Origin of the sequence: Stenotrophomonas sp. LST15-1-1.1, assembly GCF_040815575.1 — a bacterium.
Classification (GTDB): Bacteria; Pseudomonadota; Gammaproteobacteria; order Xanthomonadales; family Xanthomonadaceae; genus Stenotrophomonas; species Stenotrophomonas lactitubi_B.
Genome location: NZ_JBFPNJ010000031.1, coordinates 11888 through 30525, shown reverse-complemented (window position 1 = coordinate 30525; position 18638 = coordinate 11888). Strand labels below are relative to the sequence as shown.

The 18638-nt window shown below is 66.7% G+C and carries 8 protein-coding genes; 3 read left to right on the top strand and 5 right to left on the bottom strand.

What is annotated here, in order from left to right; translation table 11 throughout:
* Positions 1-66: 66 nt before the first annotated feature.
* Together MRBLST15_RS16795 and MRBLST15_RS16790 are read right to left on the bottom strand one after the other, a co-directional pair.
* Positions 67-3522: a hybrid sensor histidine kinase/response regulator gene (locus MRBLST15_RS16795; protein ID WP_367786900.1), complete on the bottom strand. Its 3456-nt coding sequence runs from the start codon at positions 3520-3522 to the stop codon at positions 67-69.
* Positions 3523-3739: 217 nt separating this feature from the next.
* Complete coding sequence (locus MRBLST15_RS16790) at positions 3740-5887, bottom strand: S46 family peptidase (protein ID WP_367786898.1); 2148 nt, start codon at positions 5885-5887, stop codon at positions 3740-3742.
* A 127-nt stretch (positions 5888-6014) separates the two neighbouring features.
* On the opposite strand from MRBLST15_RS16790, the gene MRBLST15_RS16785 reads away from it, so the two are divergent.
* The 3 genes from MRBLST15_RS16785 to MRBLST15_RS16775 are packed head-to-tail and all read left to right on the top strand — an operon-like array spanning position 6015 to position 10440.
* Positions 6015-7703 (top strand): molecular chaperone HscC, encoded by a 1689-nt coding sequence (locus tag MRBLST15_RS16785; protein WP_265951029.1) that lies wholly within the window; start codon positions 6015-6017, stop codon positions 7701-7703.
* Positions 7700-9157 carry a heat-shock protein gene (locus MRBLST15_RS16780; protein WP_265951030.1) on the top strand — a complete coding sequence of 486 codons (1458 nt, stop codon included), beginning with the start codon at positions 7700-7702 and terminating at the stop codon, positions 9155-9157. The genes MRBLST15_RS16785 and MRBLST15_RS16780 overlap by 4 nt, the downstream gene beginning before the upstream one ends.
* A complete protein-coding gene (locus tag MRBLST15_RS16775) occupies positions 9154-10440 on the top strand; it encodes a heat-shock protein (RefSeq protein ID WP_265951031.1) in 1287 nt (428 codons plus the stop codon). The genes MRBLST15_RS16780 and MRBLST15_RS16775 overlap by 4 nt, the downstream gene beginning before the upstream one ends.
* A 35-nt stretch (positions 10441-10475) precedes the next feature.
* Here MRBLST15_RS16775 and MRBLST15_RS16770 read toward each other — a convergent pair whose 3' ends face one another.
* The 3 genes from MRBLST15_RS16770 to glyS form a co-directional block, all read right to left on the bottom strand.
* Positions 10476-14339 (bottom strand): translocation/assembly module TamB domain-containing protein, encoded by a 3864-nt coding sequence (locus MRBLST15_RS16770; RefSeq protein WP_367786895.1) that lies wholly within the window; start codon positions 14337-14339, stop codon positions 10476-10478.
* Complete coding sequence (locus MRBLST15_RS16765; RefSeq protein WP_367787126.1) at positions 14336-16132, bottom strand: autotransporter assembly complex protein TamA; 1797 nt, start codon at positions 16130-16132, stop codon at positions 14336-14338. The genes MRBLST15_RS16770 and MRBLST15_RS16765 overlap by 4 nt, the downstream gene beginning before the upstream one ends.
* Before the next feature lie 405 nt (positions 16133-16537).
* Positions 16538-18613 (bottom strand): glycine--tRNA ligase subunit beta, encoded by a 2076-nt coding sequence (glyS, locus tag MRBLST15_RS16760; RefSeq protein ID WP_367786893.1) that lies wholly within the window; start codon positions 18611-18613, stop codon positions 16538-16540.
* Positions 18614-18638 lie beyond the last annotated feature (25 nt).

The following is an 18638-nucleotide window of genomic DNA, read 5'->3' as shown; positions in this document are numbered from 1 at the left end:
AGCCAGACGGCGGAACACCGCGCTTCGCGCAGGAGCCGAGCATGGGCTCGGCTCTACAGTTGCCCATCAGGCATCGTTGTTGCGGGTATCCCGCAGCGCGCCCAGGAACGCACGCAGCGACGCCGGCTTGATCGGCTTGGTCAACAGGCGATAGCCACGCTCGCGTGCCATCCGCTTCAGTTCATCGCGGCCATCTGCGGTAAGCAGCGCACCGGGCAACGGATAGCCCGCCGCCTCGCGCAATGCCACCAGCGCGTCCAGGCCATCCATGCGGTCGTGCAGGTGGTAGTCCACCAGCATCACCTGCGGACGCTCGGCGATCTTCTGCAGCGCCTGGTCCACCGTCGATGCGGTGATCACCTGCACCTGCCAGCGGCCCAGCAGCGCGCGCATGCCATCGAGGATCTCCTCGTCGTTGTCCACGCACAGCACGCGCAGGCCTGCCAGCGCATCGCTGCGGACCGGCGGCGCTGTCGCCGCCAGGGTGACCGCTTCGGTATAGCCCGGCAGCGGCGCCACCCGCGGCAGGATGATCGAGAACATCGAACCACTGCCAACGCGGCTGCGCGCGTTCAAGCGATGGTCGAGCAGGCGCGAGATGCGCTGGCAGATCGACAGGCCCAGTCCCAGGCCCTGCTCGCCCCAGTCGAACGGCTGCTGGTAGCGGTGGAACTCGTCGAAGATCTGCCGCATGTGATGCTCGGGAATGCCGGGGCCGGTATCCCACACCTGCAGTTCCACTTCATCGCCGCGCTGGCGCACCGCCAGCACGATGCGTCCCTGCCGCGTGTAGCGCAACGCATTGGCAAGGAAGTTCTGTAGTACACGGCGCAGCAGGCGACGGTCGCTGCGCACCCAGGTGGTACGCGCGAACAGATCCAGGCGCAGCCCACGTCCGGCCGCAACCGGTGTGTACTGCGCGGCCAGCTCGCGCATCAGCGCACTGACGTCGAATTCGCCGATCACCGGATGCAGGCCGCCGGCATCCAGCCGCGACACGTCCAGCAGCCCATCCAGCAACTCCTCGGCCGCACGCAGCGACGCATCCACGCGCTCGGCCAGGTGCTTCTGCTCGTCGCTCACATGGTCACTGTCGCGCAGCGCCGAAGCAAACAATCGCGCCGCGTTCAACGGCTGCAGCACGTCATGGCTGATTGCGGCCAGGAAACGGGTCTTGGACTGCTGCGCGACTTCCGCAACATGCGAGCGCTCGGCCACGCGCTGTTCCAGCGTTTCGTTGGCTTCCAGCAGCGCGCGTTCGGCATGCTTGTAGTCGGTGATGTCGTTGTAGCTGGTGACGTAGCCGCCGCCGGGCAGTGCCTGGCCCCGCATTTCGATCACCTTGCCATCGCTGCGGGTGCGCTCGAACACATGCGGCGAACCGGCGCGCATGTAGCCGATGCGGCGGTTGATCTGCAGTTCGATATCGCCCTCACCCAGCTCACCACGCTCGGCGTTGTAGCGGATCAGATCGGCCACCGGACGACCCACGTAGAGCATGCCATCGGGGTAGCCGAACATGTCCTGGTAGCGGCGGTTCCAAGCGGTCAGGCGCATGTCCGGGTCGACCACGCTGACGCCGGCGCTGATGTTTTCCAGGGTGGTCGACAGGATCTCGCGGTTGAAGCGCAGCTCCTGTCCTGCTTCGTCCAGCACTGCCACCACTTCGCCCAGGTCCATGCCCGAACCGCGCAGCAGGCTGGTCAGCAGCAGGCGCGCGGAGGCCGCACCGATCGACGCCGCCAGCAGGCGTTCGGTGAACTGCACCCAGGGCCGGTCAGCCGGTGCCGAGGACTGCAGCTCGCGCCCCAGCGACTGCGCCTGTTCGAAGAACGAGCGCCGCGCATGGCGTTCACCGACCACGCGCGAGGCCAGTGCCAGCAGGTCACCGACATGCACGTGACCCGGCCAACCACCCGCCACGGAAGGCCGTTCGGCGTAGGGATCGAGGAAGGGCGCAGCGCGCAGGCGCTCATCCACGCCCGGGCGCCAACGCGCCGATACCAGCATCATCGTCGCCGCGTTGACCAGCAGCGACCAGAACGTGCCGTGGGTCAGCGGATCCCAGCCGGTCATGCCGAACAGCTGCTGCGGGCGCAGCCAATCGATGCCGAACGGACCATGCTGCACCCAGCCGGCATCCATCCAGCCGGCCATCGTCATCGCCGGCAGCAGCAGGGTGTACAGCCAGGTGGCGAAGCCGAGCAGCATGCCGGTCTCCACGCCACGACGGCTGGCGCCGCGCCAGTACAGGCCGCCGATCAGGCCCGGCGCGAACTGCGCTACTGCGGCGAACGCCATCAGTCCATACGAGGCCAGGGTGCTGTCGTTGCTGCTGCTGCGGTAGTAGCTGTAGGCCATCAGCGCCAGCAGCAGGATCGCCAGGCGGCGGATCCACAGCACCCGCGAGGCAACGTCCGCCGCTTCCTGGTGATCGCCACTGCGCCGCAGCAGCACCGGCATCACCAGGTCGTTGCTGACCATCGTCGCCAGCGCGATCGAGGACACGATGACCATGCCGGTGGCGGCGGAGAAGCCACCGATATAGGCGATCAATGCCAACGCGTTGCGGCCCTCGGCCAGCGGCAGGGCCAGCACCATCGAGTCGTCGGCCACGCCGCTTCCGGTACCGAACAGGCTGATGCCGGCGGTAGCGATCGGCAGCACCATCGCCGAAATCAGCACCAGGTAGCCGCCAAACATCCAGCGCGCGCGGCGCACATCGCGCACGTCGCCGCACTCGACCACGGCCACGTGGAACTGGCGCGGCAGGCAGATGATGGCCAGGAAACTGAGCAGTGTCTGCGAGAGGAAGCCCACCGGCGGCAGCCCGGTGAACAACGTATGCACCGACTCCACCACCGCCTCGTTGCGGTCGCTGAGCCAGACATAGGCGAACACGCCCACCGCGACCATCGCCACCAGCTTGATCACCGACTCCAGCGCGATCGCCAGCATCATGCCGTGGTGGTGTTCGGTGGCATCCACCTGGCGGGTGCCGAACAGGGTGGCGAACAGCGCCATCAGCAACGCCACATACAGGGCCGGGTCGCTGAAGAATCCGGTCGGCCCGGTGTTGCCGGTCAGTACCTGCAGGCTCATCGCCACCGCTTTGTACTGCAGGGCGAGGTAGGGAATGATGCCGATCAGCGCGATGATCGCCACCAGCGCCGCCAGCCGCCGCGAGCGGCCGAAGCGCGAGGAGATGAAGTCGGCGATGGAGACCACGTTCTGGCTGCGCGCGATCAGCGCCAGGCGCTCGATGATGCGCCAGCCGAACAGCAGCAGCAGCAGCGGACCGATGTAGATCGGCAGGTAGCCCACGCCGTTGCGCACGGCGGTGCCGACTGCGCCGTAGAAGGTCCACGACGAGCAGTACACGGCCAGCGCCAGGCTGTAGACGACCGGACGCAGCCACGGCCGGTCCGGGTACATCGGCCGACGGTCGCCCCACCACGCCACGCCGAACAGCAGCGCGGCATAGGCAACCGAGACCAGCAGCAGGATCCAGCTGGAGACCAAGCGCGTGTTTCCGTCAGAGCAGGGGCCAGTAGATCATGACCGTTGGTGGTGATGGTAGGTCACGCCGGTGGCCCGCAAAGGTGGGTCACGACCGTTGGTCGTGACGAAGGCGTCCGTGCCCACCAACGGTGGGCACCCACCGGCGGAAAAGGTGGGCACCCACTGGCAGATGGTGGGTACCCACCAGGAAACGGTGGGCACCTACCGGGTACCGGCCTTATTCTGCCGGAACGCCCATTTCCTTCAGCAGCTCGGGCGCCGGGTAGACCTTGGCCAGCAGCCAGCGCAGGTAGCGCATGTCCACGTGCACGGCGCGCTTGTAGCGCGGGTCGAACCACCAGCTGGCACTGACCGACTCCCAGTTGCTGTCGAAGTTCAGGCCGATCAGTTCGCCCTTGGCGTTGAGCACCGGCGAGCCGGAATTGCCGCCGGTGGTGTCCAGGTTGGTCAGGAAGTTGACCGTCTGGGTCTTCAGCGCAGGATCGGCAGTGCTGCCGAAGTCGCCCTTGGCAATCGCGGCAAGCAACGGCTTGGGCGCGTCGAACGGATAGGCGTTGGTGTTCTTCTCGACGATGCCGGCCACGGTGGTCACCGGTGAATAGGTCACGCCATCACGCGGGTGCAGCGCTTCCACCTTGCCGTAGCTGATGCGCAGCGTGCGGTTGGCATCCGGGTACACCGCACGGCCCTGCTTGGCACGCCAGGCGAACAACGCCTGCATGTAGGCCGGGCGCAGGCGCAGCTGTTCGCCTTCGCGGGTCTTGCTCTCGTTCTCGATGCGCAGCTGCGCGGCCACCAGCGGGCCGGCCACGGCGATCAGCGGGTCGGCGGCAAGCGCCTTGCCTTCGCGGGCAGCGGCGAAACGGGACAGACGCTGCGCTTCGTCACCCAGCTGGGTACCGGCATACAGCGTGTCCAGTGCCTGCGCCAGCTGCGCCGGGGTACGGCCGAACGCGGCGTCGAACTCGGCCACGCGCTGCGCATCCGGCAGCTGCTGGTAGCGGGTCAGCAGGGTGGTCAGCAGCGCCTTCTCGACCTCGGGTGCATAGCGGCGCTGCACCTGCTTCAGCACGCCCTCGATCATCGCCTGGTCGCGCTGCTGGTAGCCGGTCTCGCGCTGCGCGTCCGGCTTGGCCGATTCGATGCGCAGGCGTTCCAGCAGCAGCGCCGAGCGCAGCAGCTGGCTCTGGCCGGCCATCTGTTCCAGCAGCAGGTCGCGCTCGCCCACCGCCGCACCCTGCGACAGGTTGGTCAGCAATGCCTTGATGTCGCTCTGGTACTTGCGGTCGGTGGCGGCCAGCATTGCCTGCTCGTCGGCTGCACGCTGGGCCTTGGCGTCGCTGCGCAGCAGACCTTCCAGCTCACCGGCGGCACGCTTGCGGTTGTTCTTCAGCGACTGCAGCTGCGAGGCGTAGCGGGTACGCGCCTGCGCGTCCTTGGCGCTGGCGGCCTCGATGGTATCGATCATCTGCTGGAACACCGACACCCGGCGCGGCAGCACGGTATCGATCTGGCCCGCGAATTCGGCGGCGGTGCGATGGCGGTAGGTGATGCCCGGGTAACCGGCCAGCATCGCGTAGTCGCCCTCCTTCGGGCCTTCCACCGACATCTGCAGGTGCGCCGGTGCCTGGTAGGGCACGTTGTCCTTGCTGTAGGCGGCCGGCTTGCCGTCCTTGCCCACGTAGGCACGCAGCAGGGTGAAGTCGCCGGTGTGGCGCGGCCACATGAAGTTGTCGATCTCATCGCCGTAGTTGCCGATCGCGCGCGGCGGCGCATAGACCAGGCGCACGTCACTCAGTTCCAGCTGGGCGATGCGGTAGAAGTCGGTGCCGTAATACATGTTGGCCACCGAGCAACGCACGCTGCCGTCCTTCTCGCACTCGGCCACGATCTGCTTGCTGGCCGCATCCACCGCATCGAAGTACGCGCGGCCGGTCTTGCCCTTGGCCTGTGCCAGCACCTGGTCGGTCACCTTGTCGAAGCCGACGGTGACCAGCACGCGGAAGTCCGGATTGGCCGGACGCTCGTCAGCGCGACCCTTGGCGATGAAGCCATCGTTGATGAAGTTGTGCTCGGGCGAGCTGTTGTACTGGATCACGCCCATCGCCACGTGGTGGTTGGTCAGCAACAGGCCATCAGCAGAGACGAACGAGCCGGTACCACCACCGGCACGCACCACCGCACTCAGCGGCGGCGCCGTCACGTTGGCCAGATCGGCCGGGTTGCCCTTGAAACCGGCCGCCTGCAGTGGCTTGGCCAGCTCCGGCAGCTGGGTCGGCATCCACATGCCTTCATCGGCATGGGCGCCGGCGGCGAGGGTCAGGCCCAGGGCCAGGGCGGTGGGGAGGGCTTTGCGTGGCGACATGAGGCAATCCGGTACGACAGAACAGCCCGGGACCATAGCCGCTGGGGCGCTGTCGGGCAACGCCCGATAGTCAGGTATGCGCCGCGCTCCTACAATCGCCGCTTTTCTGCACATCGGACGTCAGCAGATGATCGTCGGTATCGACCTCGGCACCACCCATTCCCTCATCGGCATGCACTCCGCAGCGGGGCCGCAGCTGTTCCCCAATGCCCATGGCGAACTCCTGACCCCATCGGTGGTCAGCCTCGCCGACGGCGCCGTGCTGGTCGGCCAGCCGGCCCGTGACCGCCTGGTCAGCCATCCGCAGCAGACCGTGGCCCATTTCAAACGCTGGATGGGCAGTGATCGCGAGACCCGCCTGGGCGATCGCAGCTTCCGGGCCGAAGAGCTCTCGGCCATGGTGCTGCGTTCGCTGCTGGCCGACGCCGAAGCAGTGCTGGGCCACAAGGTGGAGGAGGCCGTGATCAGCGTGCCTGCCTACTTCTCCGACGCACAGCGCAAGGCCACCCGCGCCGCCGGTGAACTGGCCGGCATCCGTGTCGAACGCCTGATCAACGAGCCCACGGCGGCCGCACTGGCCTATGGCCTGCAGGAGCGCGACGGCGAGGGCCGCATCCTGGTGCTGGACCTGGGCGGCGGAACGTTCGACGTGTCGATCCTCGAAATCTTCGACGGCGTGGTCGAGGTCCATGCGAGTGCCGGCGACAACTTCCTCGGCGGTGAGGACTTCCTGCAGGTGCTGGTGCAGGCCTTCCATGCCGACCTGGGTACCTCCGCCAGCGACCTGTCCGCGGCCGAACAGGCGCAGCTGCTGCGTCGGTTGGAGCTGTTCAAGCGAGAGCTCAGCCAGAACGGAACCGCCAAACTGCAGCTGCCACTGGCCGGCACCGACCGCCAGTGGCAGCTGGACGAGGGACGCTACACGCAGCTCTGCGAGCCGCTGCTGCTGCGCATGCGCACCCCGATCGAGCGCGCGATCCGCGATGCTCGACTCAAGCCCGAGGCGCTGGACGACATCATCCTGGTCGGTGGTGCAGTGCGCATGCCGATGATCAGCAAGCTGGCCACCCGCATGTTCGGCCGGTTGCCACTGCGCCATATCCATCCAGACCAGGCCATTGCGCTGGGCGCGGCGGTCGCTGCCGGCCTGAAGGCGCGCGATGCATCATTGCGCGAAGTCGTACTGACCGACGTCTGTCCCTACACGTTGGGGACGCAGGTATCCCGGCGCTCGAACGACGGCAGCGAGCGCAGCGGCTACTTCCACCCCATCATCCAGCGCAACAGCGTGGTGCCGGTCAGCCGCGAAGACTGTTTCTTCCCGGTGCATGAGCAGCAGCGCCAGGTCGTCATCGAGGTCTACCAGGGAGAAAGCCCCACGGTCGACCGCAACATCAAGCTGGGCGAGCTGCACGTGCCCTTGACCCATCGCGGTCCCATGCACGAGCGCGGTGTTACCACCCGTTTCACCTATGACGTGAACGGATTGCTGCAGGTCGAGGTCACCGAAGACGCCACCGGCAAGCGTCATGAACTCATCCTGGAACAGAACCCCGGGTTGCTGTCTCCCGGTGAAATCAAGCAGCGTCTGCAGGCCCTGCAGAGCCTGAAGATCCATCCACGCGACGCACAGCCGAACCTGGCGGTGATCGCCCGCACCGAGCGCCTGTACGAGGAGCTCATCCACCACCGCGAGCTGCTGCAATCCTGGCTGTCGAACTTCCGTCATGTGCTGGAGAGCCAGAACACCTCCGTCGTCGAGCGCCAGCGCCATGAACTGGCCGAGGCGCTCGATGCACTCGAGCGCGATGCATGAGCTGGGCATTGCACGTCCTGGACCTGGACGAGACCGCTGACGAGCGCGCAATCAAGCGCGCGTATGCGAAGCGCCTGCGGTCGAGCCGCCCCGACGAGGATGCTGCAGCCTTCCAGCAGCTGCACGAGGCCTATCAGGCCGCTCTGGCCTGGGTGCGCATGGAACCGGCCGTCGAGTCGGCATGCCTGTTCGAGGAGGAGGAGCAGGAGGAGCCCCATGCTGTGGCTCACTGGCACAGCGCGGGGACGGAGTGGATGCCACCGCAGCCGCGCGCATGCTCGCCGCCACTGCCACCGCCCGGCACGCCTGTTCTGCTGCGCACGGCACCGGTGGTGGAACTGGAAGGTGTGGTCGATGTGCCGAGCCAAGCGCAGCAGATCCTGCGCCAGGCGCATCTGTCCTCCAGCGAGTCGTTCGGCCCCTGGCTGGATGCCACGCCGATCTTGTGGTCGCTGCGCTACAAGCCATTGGTAGGGCAGGCACTGCTGGATGAACTGGCTCGCGGTGGCGAGGGAGTCTGCGCGGCCAATCTGGATCTGCTGGCACGCTGCTTCGGCTGGGACGATGTGCACGACGGCGTGGACCCGGACAGGCTCGCGGCGATCCAGGCATGGGCCCATCGGCGCTGGGCCGTGCAAGCGGTCAATGCCACGCAGCTCTCGGCGCTGCTGGAGCGCGAAGGGAGCCTGCAGCTGGGCAGCATCACGGTCGACCGTTGCCTGCGTTATCTGTCGCAGCCATGGGACCATCGGCGATCACTGTGGCAAGCGCAATTACCCGAGCACATCAACGAGGTCAACGCGCTGCTGGATGCCATCGAGTCGGGCGGGCGGGAGCCGCTGCCGGTTACCTGGGATCCGCAGCAGGTCCTGTTCTGGCGCAGCCTTGCAGATGTTTCACGACCCAATCGCTGGCGCTGGCAGGTGAATGCACTGCGCGGCACGCTGCTGGCCATCCTCTGCGTGCTGGTGATGGGCGGAGCAGCATGCATCGCCCTGATCGAAGGCGACCTGACCGAAGCGGGGATCGTGGCCGCTGGTGGCGTGCTCACCGGCATCTCACTGACGTCGTTGGGAATGCTGTGGGTGCCTGCGCGCTGGGCGCTGCGCCAACTCACCCGTGATCTTTTCCCGCAGCGCATGGGCCTGTTGCTGGCACTCCCGGCACCGCTCATGGCGATCGCCAGCCTGGTGCTGATCCACGGCCAAGGCCAGCGCCTTGAAGGTACGGTGCTGCTGTTCCCTGCCCTTGCCTTGGCCACCGCCCGTTGGGTCCGGCGCGACGATGGGCGCGCGTTCAAGCCGCGCAACCTTGTCGCTGCCGCCATCGGCATGTTCTTCGCCGAAGCCGGCATCGCCTTGATCCTGCTGTTGTGGATCACCGAAATCGTGCGCCACAGGCGTCATCACGGATCCGTCGACAGCGCCGCTTCGCCTCCCGGTCACGGCGCATGAACCCGGATCTAGAAGTACTCGGACTTGATGCCGATGCCGACGAACGCGCGATCAAGCGCGCCTATGCACAGCTCCTGCGCGCAACACGCCCAGACGATGATCCCGACGCATTCCAGGCGTTGCACCAGGCCTACCAATCAGCGCTGCAGCGGGCACGCGACCGCGCGCAACGGGATGACGATGACGAAACCGATGCAGAGCCGTCCGTCGGGGTTGTCGGCCGGGATACCGATGCGGCGGAGCCGCTGTCGCCGGCCTCGGCTGCCACTGCACTCGAGCCATCGTCACAGTACGACCGGCGCACGGGCCTGGACACCATGCCGGTGCACTCCCATCCACCGATGCCTGCCGAGGCAGTGCTCGACCATGCGGAAGAGCCGTCGCTGGAACTGCAGTTCTTTGTCCGTCTGGTGATCAACACCGCAATCGACACCGACTCCGCCAGCTTCGAGCACTGGCTGACGTTGCGACCGGAACTTTGGTCGCTGGCCGACAAGTCCCGCATAGGTGACGCCGTGCTGCAGCTGCTGCTGCAACAGGGCGGGCCCCTGTGCGGGGACACCTTCGACCTGCTCAGCCGATGCTTCCGCTGGGATGAGATCGGAAGTGACATCGATCCATACTTGATCCGCGCACGGCGCAACCATCTGCACCGCTATTGGCGGCTCCAACCGCGCAACCACGCAGCCCTCGTTGCGACGCTGGACCGACCGGAGGACCGGGTCACCGCCAGGGAGGCCCATGCCCGGATGGAACGCCTGACCCGCCCGTGGCACTGGCTGCAGTCATTGCTGTCTGCCTGTGTGCCAGGACGTGCTGACACCATGCGACGCACGATGGAGCATCTGGAGATACACGACGTCCGTGACACCCTGCCGCCCGTGGATGCCGATCAGGTGCTGTTCTGGATCGCTGTCTCGCAGCGCAGGCACGTCAATCTCCTGAAGCTGCAGGTTGCGGTCCTTCGCGGTCTGCTATGCGCGCTCATTGTGCTGCTGGTGCTGGGTGCGCTGGCCCTGCTGGACGCCCCGTCCGTACTTCCAGTCATCAGCAATTCCGGCATGGGTGATGTTGCGATCCTTGCCGTGGTGATCTTCGTGTTATGCATCCTGCTGCTGTCACCCTTTGTCGGATGGACGCCATCGCGATCTGCCCCCGTGCTTCCTGCCTCGAAGATGGGGCCGACCGACGATGAGCAGGCCGTATGCGGACACCGGCCACGCCCGCAGGATTACGCCTGCGGACGCATGGCCGCCACGTATTCAAACGCCGACCGTCGCTGACGGCCGGCGTCACCGCAGCCACGCATGGCGTGGCTCTACTTCTCCCGCCGCCAGTTCAGCGAACCGCGGTTTTCCACCGTGCTCGATTCCACTTCCACGTCGAAGCCGCGGCGCAGCAGGTACTTCAGCGTGATCACCGAACCGGCACCAACCAGCGACACGCCGTAACCCACGTACAGCTTGGGCGAAATGTACTTGCCCACACCAATCACCGAGCCACCCAGCGCGCGCGACTGGCTGACGCCGGCGTCGTCCAGGCCGAGCTTGGCACCCAGCTGCGAAGCCAGCAGGCCGCTGCCGGCCGACAGCGCAGCCGATGCGGCGTTCACCTGCTGGGTCTGGTCGCTGCTGGCACCGGTCAGGCTGCGCCCCAGCACCAGGTAACCCAGTGCTTCGGACTGCGACATCGCCGGATCGGACCAGACATCGGCACGTGGCTGCTGCGCGCGCCCGGTCACGTCGATGCCGGCGGTGACATCACCGATCCGGCGCTCGGCGCGGATGTTGATGCGCGGGTCGGACACCGCGTTGTAGTTCCAGTTGAGGTTGCCGCGGGTGATGGTCAGGTCCTGGCCATAGGCCTTGTAGCGGCCGCTGACTTCCAGGCCACCGTTGGCGGTCATCTCGCGGCCGGGCTTGGCCCAGACCTGCATCTTGCCGGTCAGCGCACCCTTCAGGCCGAAGCCGGTCATCTTGACCTTGTCGCCCAGGCTGACGGTCAGCTCCATGTCCAGCGGCGAAGTGCGCGACTCTTCCGGATCGGCCGGGTCCAGCACCACCACGTCTTCGGACACCGAGGTGCCACGGTCCAGGCGCTCCAGATCGATGTCGGCCTCGGGCACGTGCACCGTTCCGCGCAGCTCCATCGCGGCCTTGGCCAGGGTGAAGTCCAGGTTGGGATTGGCGACGATGCGCAGTTCGCTGGTGTTGGACAGCAGCACGTTCTCGCCGTGGATCTTCAGCTGCAGCGGCTGTGCATCGCCGAACCAGGACAGGCCGCCGTCGACATACAGCGTGCCCTTGCCCGAATTGGCCTGCGCGGTGATCTTGGCCGACCCATCAGGCTGTGCGACGAAGCTGCCCTTGCCCTGGTCGAAGGTCAGGCCCAGCGCCGGGAACTCGCCCTTGAAGTTGCTCAGCTGCGCGTCACCGCCCAGCGACGGTTGGCCGCGCGTGCCACGCAGGCTGACGTGACCCTCGATCAGGCCGGTCGGGCGCACCACGTCCGGCGAGAACAGTTCCAGCCAGTACAGGCGCGACATGTTGAGGTAGAGCTCGCCGTTGAGCGGCGCACTCGGTTCCCAACCGGTCTGCATCTTCGCATCGACGAAGCCGTTGCCCTGGAAGCCCATGCCCAGGTAGCCCTTGATGCTGGCCGGGGTCATGTCCAGCTTCAACGAGAACTGGTCATAGCGCACCAGTTCGCCGCGGTTGTCACCCACGCTGGTGTTGCGGTTCTCGCCCAGGCGTACGCCGCCTTCGGCCGAGCGCACTTCCACGTGCCCTTCCCACGCGTTGCCGCGCGGACGGATCTGCGCGTCCAGGTTGAGTTCGCCACGCAGGTAGATGCGCCGGCCGGACTGCGGTGGCAACCACGGCTGCACCAGCGCCAGCGGCAACGCATCGCCGCGCACCACCAGCCCTTCGCGCGGCCAGTTGGCGTGCGCGCACAGGGCGCCGCCGGTCGCAGCGCCCAGGCAGGTTTCGCCAAGCGTGTAGGTGCTGCCGTTGATGGCGAATGCCGCAGGCGCACGCAGTGCCCACGCATCGCCCTTCACCGGTGCGATGCGCAGCGTGGCCAGTTCGCCACGCCATTGCTCGCCCTGCTGGCGCACGCTGCCCTGCAGTTCGATCGCGCCCAGTTCGTTGCGGGTCTGTGCGGCCAAGCGCAGGTTGGAGACACTGCCCTGCGCATCGATGTTCAAGCGCTCCAGCAGCATGCCGGCGTTGACCTGCTGGCCCTGAATCGCCAGCGTGCCACTGTCGCCACGCCACGGCAGCCGGCCCTTGATGCTCAGGCTTTCAGCGCCGTAACCGTCCCAGTTGAGATTGTTGCCGACCAGATCGGCGGTGATGTCCGGCGCATCGCGCGGGCCTTTCACCTGCACCTGTCCACGCAGGCCACCATCGGCGCCGGGCAGCAGATCGCTCAGCTGCAGCGGCTCGAAGCGCGCATCGATGTCGAGGCGATCACCGACCTTGCCCGAGGCGGTCACCCGGCTGCTGCCGACGGCCAGTTTCAGTTCACCCTGGCCCTGCTCACCCTGCAGGGCGAACTTGCCTTGTGCATCCACGTTGCGCTGGCGCAGGGTGCCCTTCAGCGACGGCAGGTCCACCGTGGCCTCCAGCGTGCCCGCGGCGCCCGGCGGCGCGTTGGCCGGCGGCGGCAGCTGGCGGCCTTTGGACGCGAGATTGCCGGACAGACGACCATCCCAACCCGGCGCGAAGTAGCCCGGGTCGAAATCCTTCAGCGTGGCCTTGGCATCCCAGTCCAGCTGCGGTGCCCACGCCACCTTGCCTTCCACCTGCAGCTGGCCACCCGGGGTCTGCGCCTGCAGTTCGCGGATCTCGGCGGCCTGGTCGTTGCCACGCACATCGAAGCGCAGCTGCGCCTTCTGCTTTTCGCGTTCGACATCGGCACGGCCGATCGCCGCCCACGCCTTCAGCGTACCGGCCAGACCGAAGCGCGCTTCCTTCAGCGTCACCGGCACCGGCGAACTGCCGGCGGTGTTCGGGTCCGGCGCCGGCACCCAGGTCAGGTCCTGCGCGATCACCGAGAAGTTCAGCTTCTGCTGCTCTTCTTCGCTGAAATCAGCGGTACCTTCCAGGCGTGCTTCGCCGCCCAGGCCCTTGACCACCAGCGGCGAGACCTTCAGCACCTGGTCCTGCAGCGACACCACTGACGGCGCCAGCTCCAGTTCCTGCTGACCCTGCTTCACCCGCCCCTGCAGGTTGGCGTTGCCACCCTTGCCGGAGGCCGTGAAGTCCAATGCCAGCGGCGCGATCGCAGAGGTGGCCAGCGCCGGCGACAACAGCGCCAGATCCAGCTCGTCGCTGCGCACGGTCGCGTTCCAGGTCGGATCGGTGCGGCCATCGAACACCAGCATCGCGTGCAGCGGCTTCGGCGCGCGGCCAGCCAGCGCCACTTCCATATGTGCCAGATCACCGCGTGCGACCAGGCCGACCGTGGCGGCGGTACGGCCGCGCGGTGCCGGCAGCACTGCAGTGACGGTGACGTCGGTGTCGTAATCCTTGGCCGGGATGTAGCGGCCCTGGGCAGTGAAATTGCCCATGTCGCTGTCCACCACCAGCTTGCGCGCCTGGAACTCGCCATTGGCGATTTCGATGCCACCGCGTACACGGCTGATGTCGATCACCGGCTCGTTGGCCTGGCTGATGCGGAAACTGTCGATGGCGATCACATCGGCCTGGATCGCCAGCGGCATTTCGATCTGCGGCAGCGAATCGGGCCACGACGGCAGCTTGAACGGTTCATCGCTCTTGGCCAGGTTGAGCGTGGCGTTGGTCAGTTCCAGCTTGTCCAGCAGCAGCTTGCGGCCCAGCAGCGGGCGCAGGTCCGGCTCCAGGTGCGCGCGCTCGGCATGGAAATGGATGTCGTCGTAGCGGAAGTCGACGTTGTAGAGGGTCAGCGGCCCGGCCACCGGGCCCTCGACCTTGTCCCAGGTGAAGCTGGCACCCACCGGCAGGCGCGCCACCACCTGCGCCAGCAGCACGTCGCGGCCGGCCACCGTCTGCAGCAGCCAGTACACGGCCAGCAGGGCAACCAGTACCAGGCCGACCACGCCCGCGCCGGACCATGCCCAGAAACGACGACGGCGGTAGAAGCGCACGCGCCGCGGCGGCGTGTTCGGCGACGGAGTCGGTGCGGGCGTGCTCACAGGTCCGCTCCGATGTTGAGGTACAGCTGGAACTGCGAATCAGGGTTGTTCAGGCCGTGCGCGATATCCACCCGCACCGGGCCCACCGGCGATTTCCAGCGCACGCCGAAGCCGACGCCGGTATGCAGGTCGATGTTGGTATCGAAGGCGCTGCCGGTATCGACGAATACCGCCGCACCCCACGGGCCGCCATTGAAGTAATGCTCGTATTCGGCCGAACCGACCACCAGGTGCTTGGCACCCAGCGCGTACTTGTCGGGTTTCGGCGTGCGCGGGCCTACCTCACGGTAGGCATAACCACGGATGCTGCGGTCGCCACCGGCGAAGTAACGCAGGCTGGGCGGCATTGCCACCAGATCACTGGTCCAGGTCGTGCCGCCTTCGCCGCGCAGGATCAGGCGGTTGGTCGGCCCCACCGGGATGTACCAGCGCAGCACCGCATTGGCCTGCACGAAGCTGGTGTCCGAACCGACGCCTTCGATGCCGGCACGCACGGTCGCGGTGCCACTGATGCCGCTGCGCGGGAACAGCTCGTCGTCCACCTTCACGTAATCGGCAACGATCTGTGGGTAGACCAGCGTGGACGTGTTGTAGACCGCATCGGTGAATTCGGTGCCCGAGGCATAGCGCCAGCGTTCGCGCAGCGCGTTGATCGAGGCGATGGCGGTCCAGTTCTCGTTGATCTCGCCGCTGCGGCTGGCGATCAGCTTGAAGTTGCGCAGATCGATGTAGTCGGTCTGCTCGTCGTAGGCGCTGGCAGCGAAGGTGTACCAGCCATCAAGCCAGTTGAACGCCGGGATGCGGTAGCTGGTGATCAGGCTCTTGCGCTTCTGCGCATAGTCCAGCTGGGTGTTCATCTTGTGGCCACGGCTGTTCAGGAAGCGCCGCTCAAGGCCACCGCGCACACCGGCGCCGCTTTCGCTGCCGTAGCTCAGACCGTAGGAATAGATGCTGCGCTTGGCCCGCGTCAGCTTCACATCAACCGGCACCTCGCCGTTTTCATCGGCCTGGTCCGGGCGTGGCTGGATGTCGATCACGCTGAAGTAATCGAGCTTGGTCAGCGACTCGCGCAGGCGGTCCAGCTTGCCTTCGTGAAAGTAGCTGCCCTGGTCCCAGTACACCAGCGGGTCGAACAGCTTGTCGTCGAAGTAGTTCTGCTCGAAGGTCACCGGGCCCATGTTGTAGCGGCGGCCGCTGTCCCAGGTCAGGTCGATGTCGGCAGCATTTTCCGCGCGGGTGATCTGCACCTGGCGCTGGGTGTAGTCGGCGTCGAAGTAGCCACGCTCGGCCAGGCGCCGGGTCACGGTGATCTTGCTGGCTTCGTACTGGGTATGCTCGAAGCGCTGCCCCTTGCGCGGCTTGAAAGCAGCCAGGTCGTCCTGAAGGTACTGGTCGTACATTGCCGGACCGGTGATGTCGATATGCTCGCGGCGCACCAGCACCGGCTGGCCCTTGTCGACATGGATCAACACGGTGACGTGCTCATCCTGGCGCGGCGCCTCGACCTTGATCACCGGGTTGTAGTACCCGAACGGTTCCAGCGCCTGGCGGGTCTGCCGCTCGGCCTGCGACAGCAGGTATTCCAGGCGGGACTCGCCCTGTTCCTTGCCGATCGTGTCGAACAACGACAGCGATTCCTGGATGTTCTCGATGATCGCGGCGTCGTCGCCCTTGTCCAATCCCTTGATGTCCACCTTGTCGATGGTGCCGCGCGCATGGGCCACGGAAGTGGCGGCAAGCGACAGGACCATCAGCGGCAGGGCGTATTTCGTTGGCTGCATGCGGCACAGCATACCGACCGAAGGTGACGATGCGAAATGCATCACGTGTTTCGGGATCGGTTGTTAAGTGGCGGTCAAAATACGCGCCTTTGTGGCGATCATCACAATCTGACAGGGCAATCACGACACGAGCTATCGGAGGGGGCTTATTTGTCGCTAGGCCGCACCTTGTCTACCGACGGCAAACCGAGCCAGAAGCGTCCGCCGGCAGCCGCCGGGTATAAGAAGGCCCTCGCCTTGCACGAAAACGTCCCCCGCGCAGGGTTCTTTCGGAAATATTCGATCCCCGGGACGCCCCCGCCGCATCACAGCATGCGCAGCCGATCATCGCCGATGCCGACGATGATCCCGATGGACAACACGGGGTCGCGTGACGGTTGCCCAGTAGGTCCACGCCATGCGTGGATGGGTTACCCGTCAGCTCGACAGATGCTCGATCGCCGCGACCTTGCCCAAGCGCTCGCCCAGCATCGTCAGCAGCGCCAGGCGGTTGCCGCGCAGTGCCGGATCCTCGGCATTGACCATCACCCCATTGAAGAACGCATCGACCTGCGGACGCAAGCGGGCCAGGCGCGCCAGCACGGCCACGTAGTCCTTCTGGTGCAGGCTGGCGCCGGTGTCGTCGATGGCTGCAGTCACGGCTTCCGCCAGCGCGCGCTCGGCATCTTCCTGCAACAGGGCCGCATCGATCTGGCCCGGAATATCGCCTTCGGCCTTGCGCAGGATGTTGCGGATGCGCTTGTTGGCCGCTGCCAGCGCCTCGGCCTCCGGCAGCGCCGCGAAGATACCGATGGCGTCCAGGCGACGGTCGAAATCGTACAGCGAGACCGGCTTCAGCTCAGCCACCGCATTGAAGTGGCTGGCCGGCACGCCCTTGTCGCTGTAGTAGCCCTTCAGGCGGTCGAGGATGAAGTCGTACAGCTCAGCCACGTCGGCCTGCACGTTGCGCACGGTCAGCCCGGCATTGGCGCTGGCCAGCAGCGCGCGCAGGTCCAGCTCGAAGCCACTTTCGATGATCGTGCGGGCCAGGCCCAGCGCGTTGCGGCGCAGGGCGAACGGGTCCTTGTTGCCGGTCGGCTTCAGGCCCGCGGCGAAACCGCCGGCCAACGTGTCCACACGCTCGGCGATCGCCAGCACCTTGCCCAGCGGCGACAGCGCGATGTCGTCACCACCGAAGCGCGGCTGGTAGGCCTCGTCGATGGCCAGCGCCACCTCCGGCGACTCGCTACCGGCCACCGCGTAGTGGCGGCCAGCGATGCCCTGCAGTTCCGGGAACTCATTGACCATGCGCGACTGCAGGTCGTTCTTGGCCAGCTGCGCGGCACGCTTGGCCAGCACCGGGTCGGCGCCGACCTGCGCAGCGATCACCTCGGCCAGCGCCGCCACGCGCGCGACCTTGTCGGCCACGCTGCCCAGCTTGGCCTGGTAGGTCACCGTCTTCAGGCCCTCGCCCATCGCCTGCAGGCCCTGCTTCAGGTCTTCGTCGAAGAAGAACTTGGCATCGGCGAAGCGCGGGCGGATCACGCGCTCGTAGCCCTTGGCCACTTCGGCCACGTCCTTGGACTCGATGTTGGCGATGCCGATGAACTTCTCGGTCAGCTTGCCGCCGTCATCCAGCACCGGGAAGAACTTCTGGTTGATCTCCATCGTCTCGATCAGCGCTTCCTGCGGTACCGCCAGGAACGCGCGCTCGAAGCTGCACAACACTGCCGCCGGCCACTCGACCAGGTTCACCACCTGCTCCAGGTTGTCCTCGGTGATGCGTGCGCTGCCACCGGCGGTGGCGGCAGCGGCTTCCACTTCGGCAACGATGCGCCGGCGGCGCTCGGCCGGATCGACCAGCACGAAGGCGGCGCGCAGCGATTCGACATAGTCCTGCGGCTGGGTCAGCCACACGGTCTTGTCGTGCAGGAAGCGGTGGCCGCGGCTCATGCGGTCGGCCTTCAGGCCGAACAGTTCGGCCTCGACCACGTCGCCGCCATGCAGCAGCACCAGCCAGTGCACCGGGCGGGCGAAGCCCCAGCTGTGGTCGCCCCAGCGCATCGGCTTGGGAATCGGCATGCCGGCGATGGCCTCGCGCAGGATCTCCGGCAGCAGCGCAGCGGTGCGCGCGCCCGGAGTCACCGCACGGTGCACGAAGCGCTCACCCTTGTTGTCGGTGGTCTTCTCCAGCGCGGTCCAGTCGATCCCGGCCTTGGCCGCGAAACCCTGCAGCGCCTTGGTCGGCTGGCCTTCGGCGTCCAGCGCGATGTTCAGGTACGGGCCCAGCACTTCGCTGTGTTGTTCCGGCTGTTCCAGGCCAACGCCCGGCAGCAGCACGGCCAGGCGGCGCGGGGTCGACAGCGGGCGGGCATCGCCCAGCTCCAGTTCGACGCCGCGCTTGCGCAGGCCATCGACAACACCGTCGAAGAAGGCCTGGGCCAGGCCCGGCAGCGCCTTGACCGGCAACTCTTCGGTGCCCAGTTCAATCAGCAGGGGAGACAAGTGGCTCATCGGTTCGATCCTGTGGTGGGGGCGC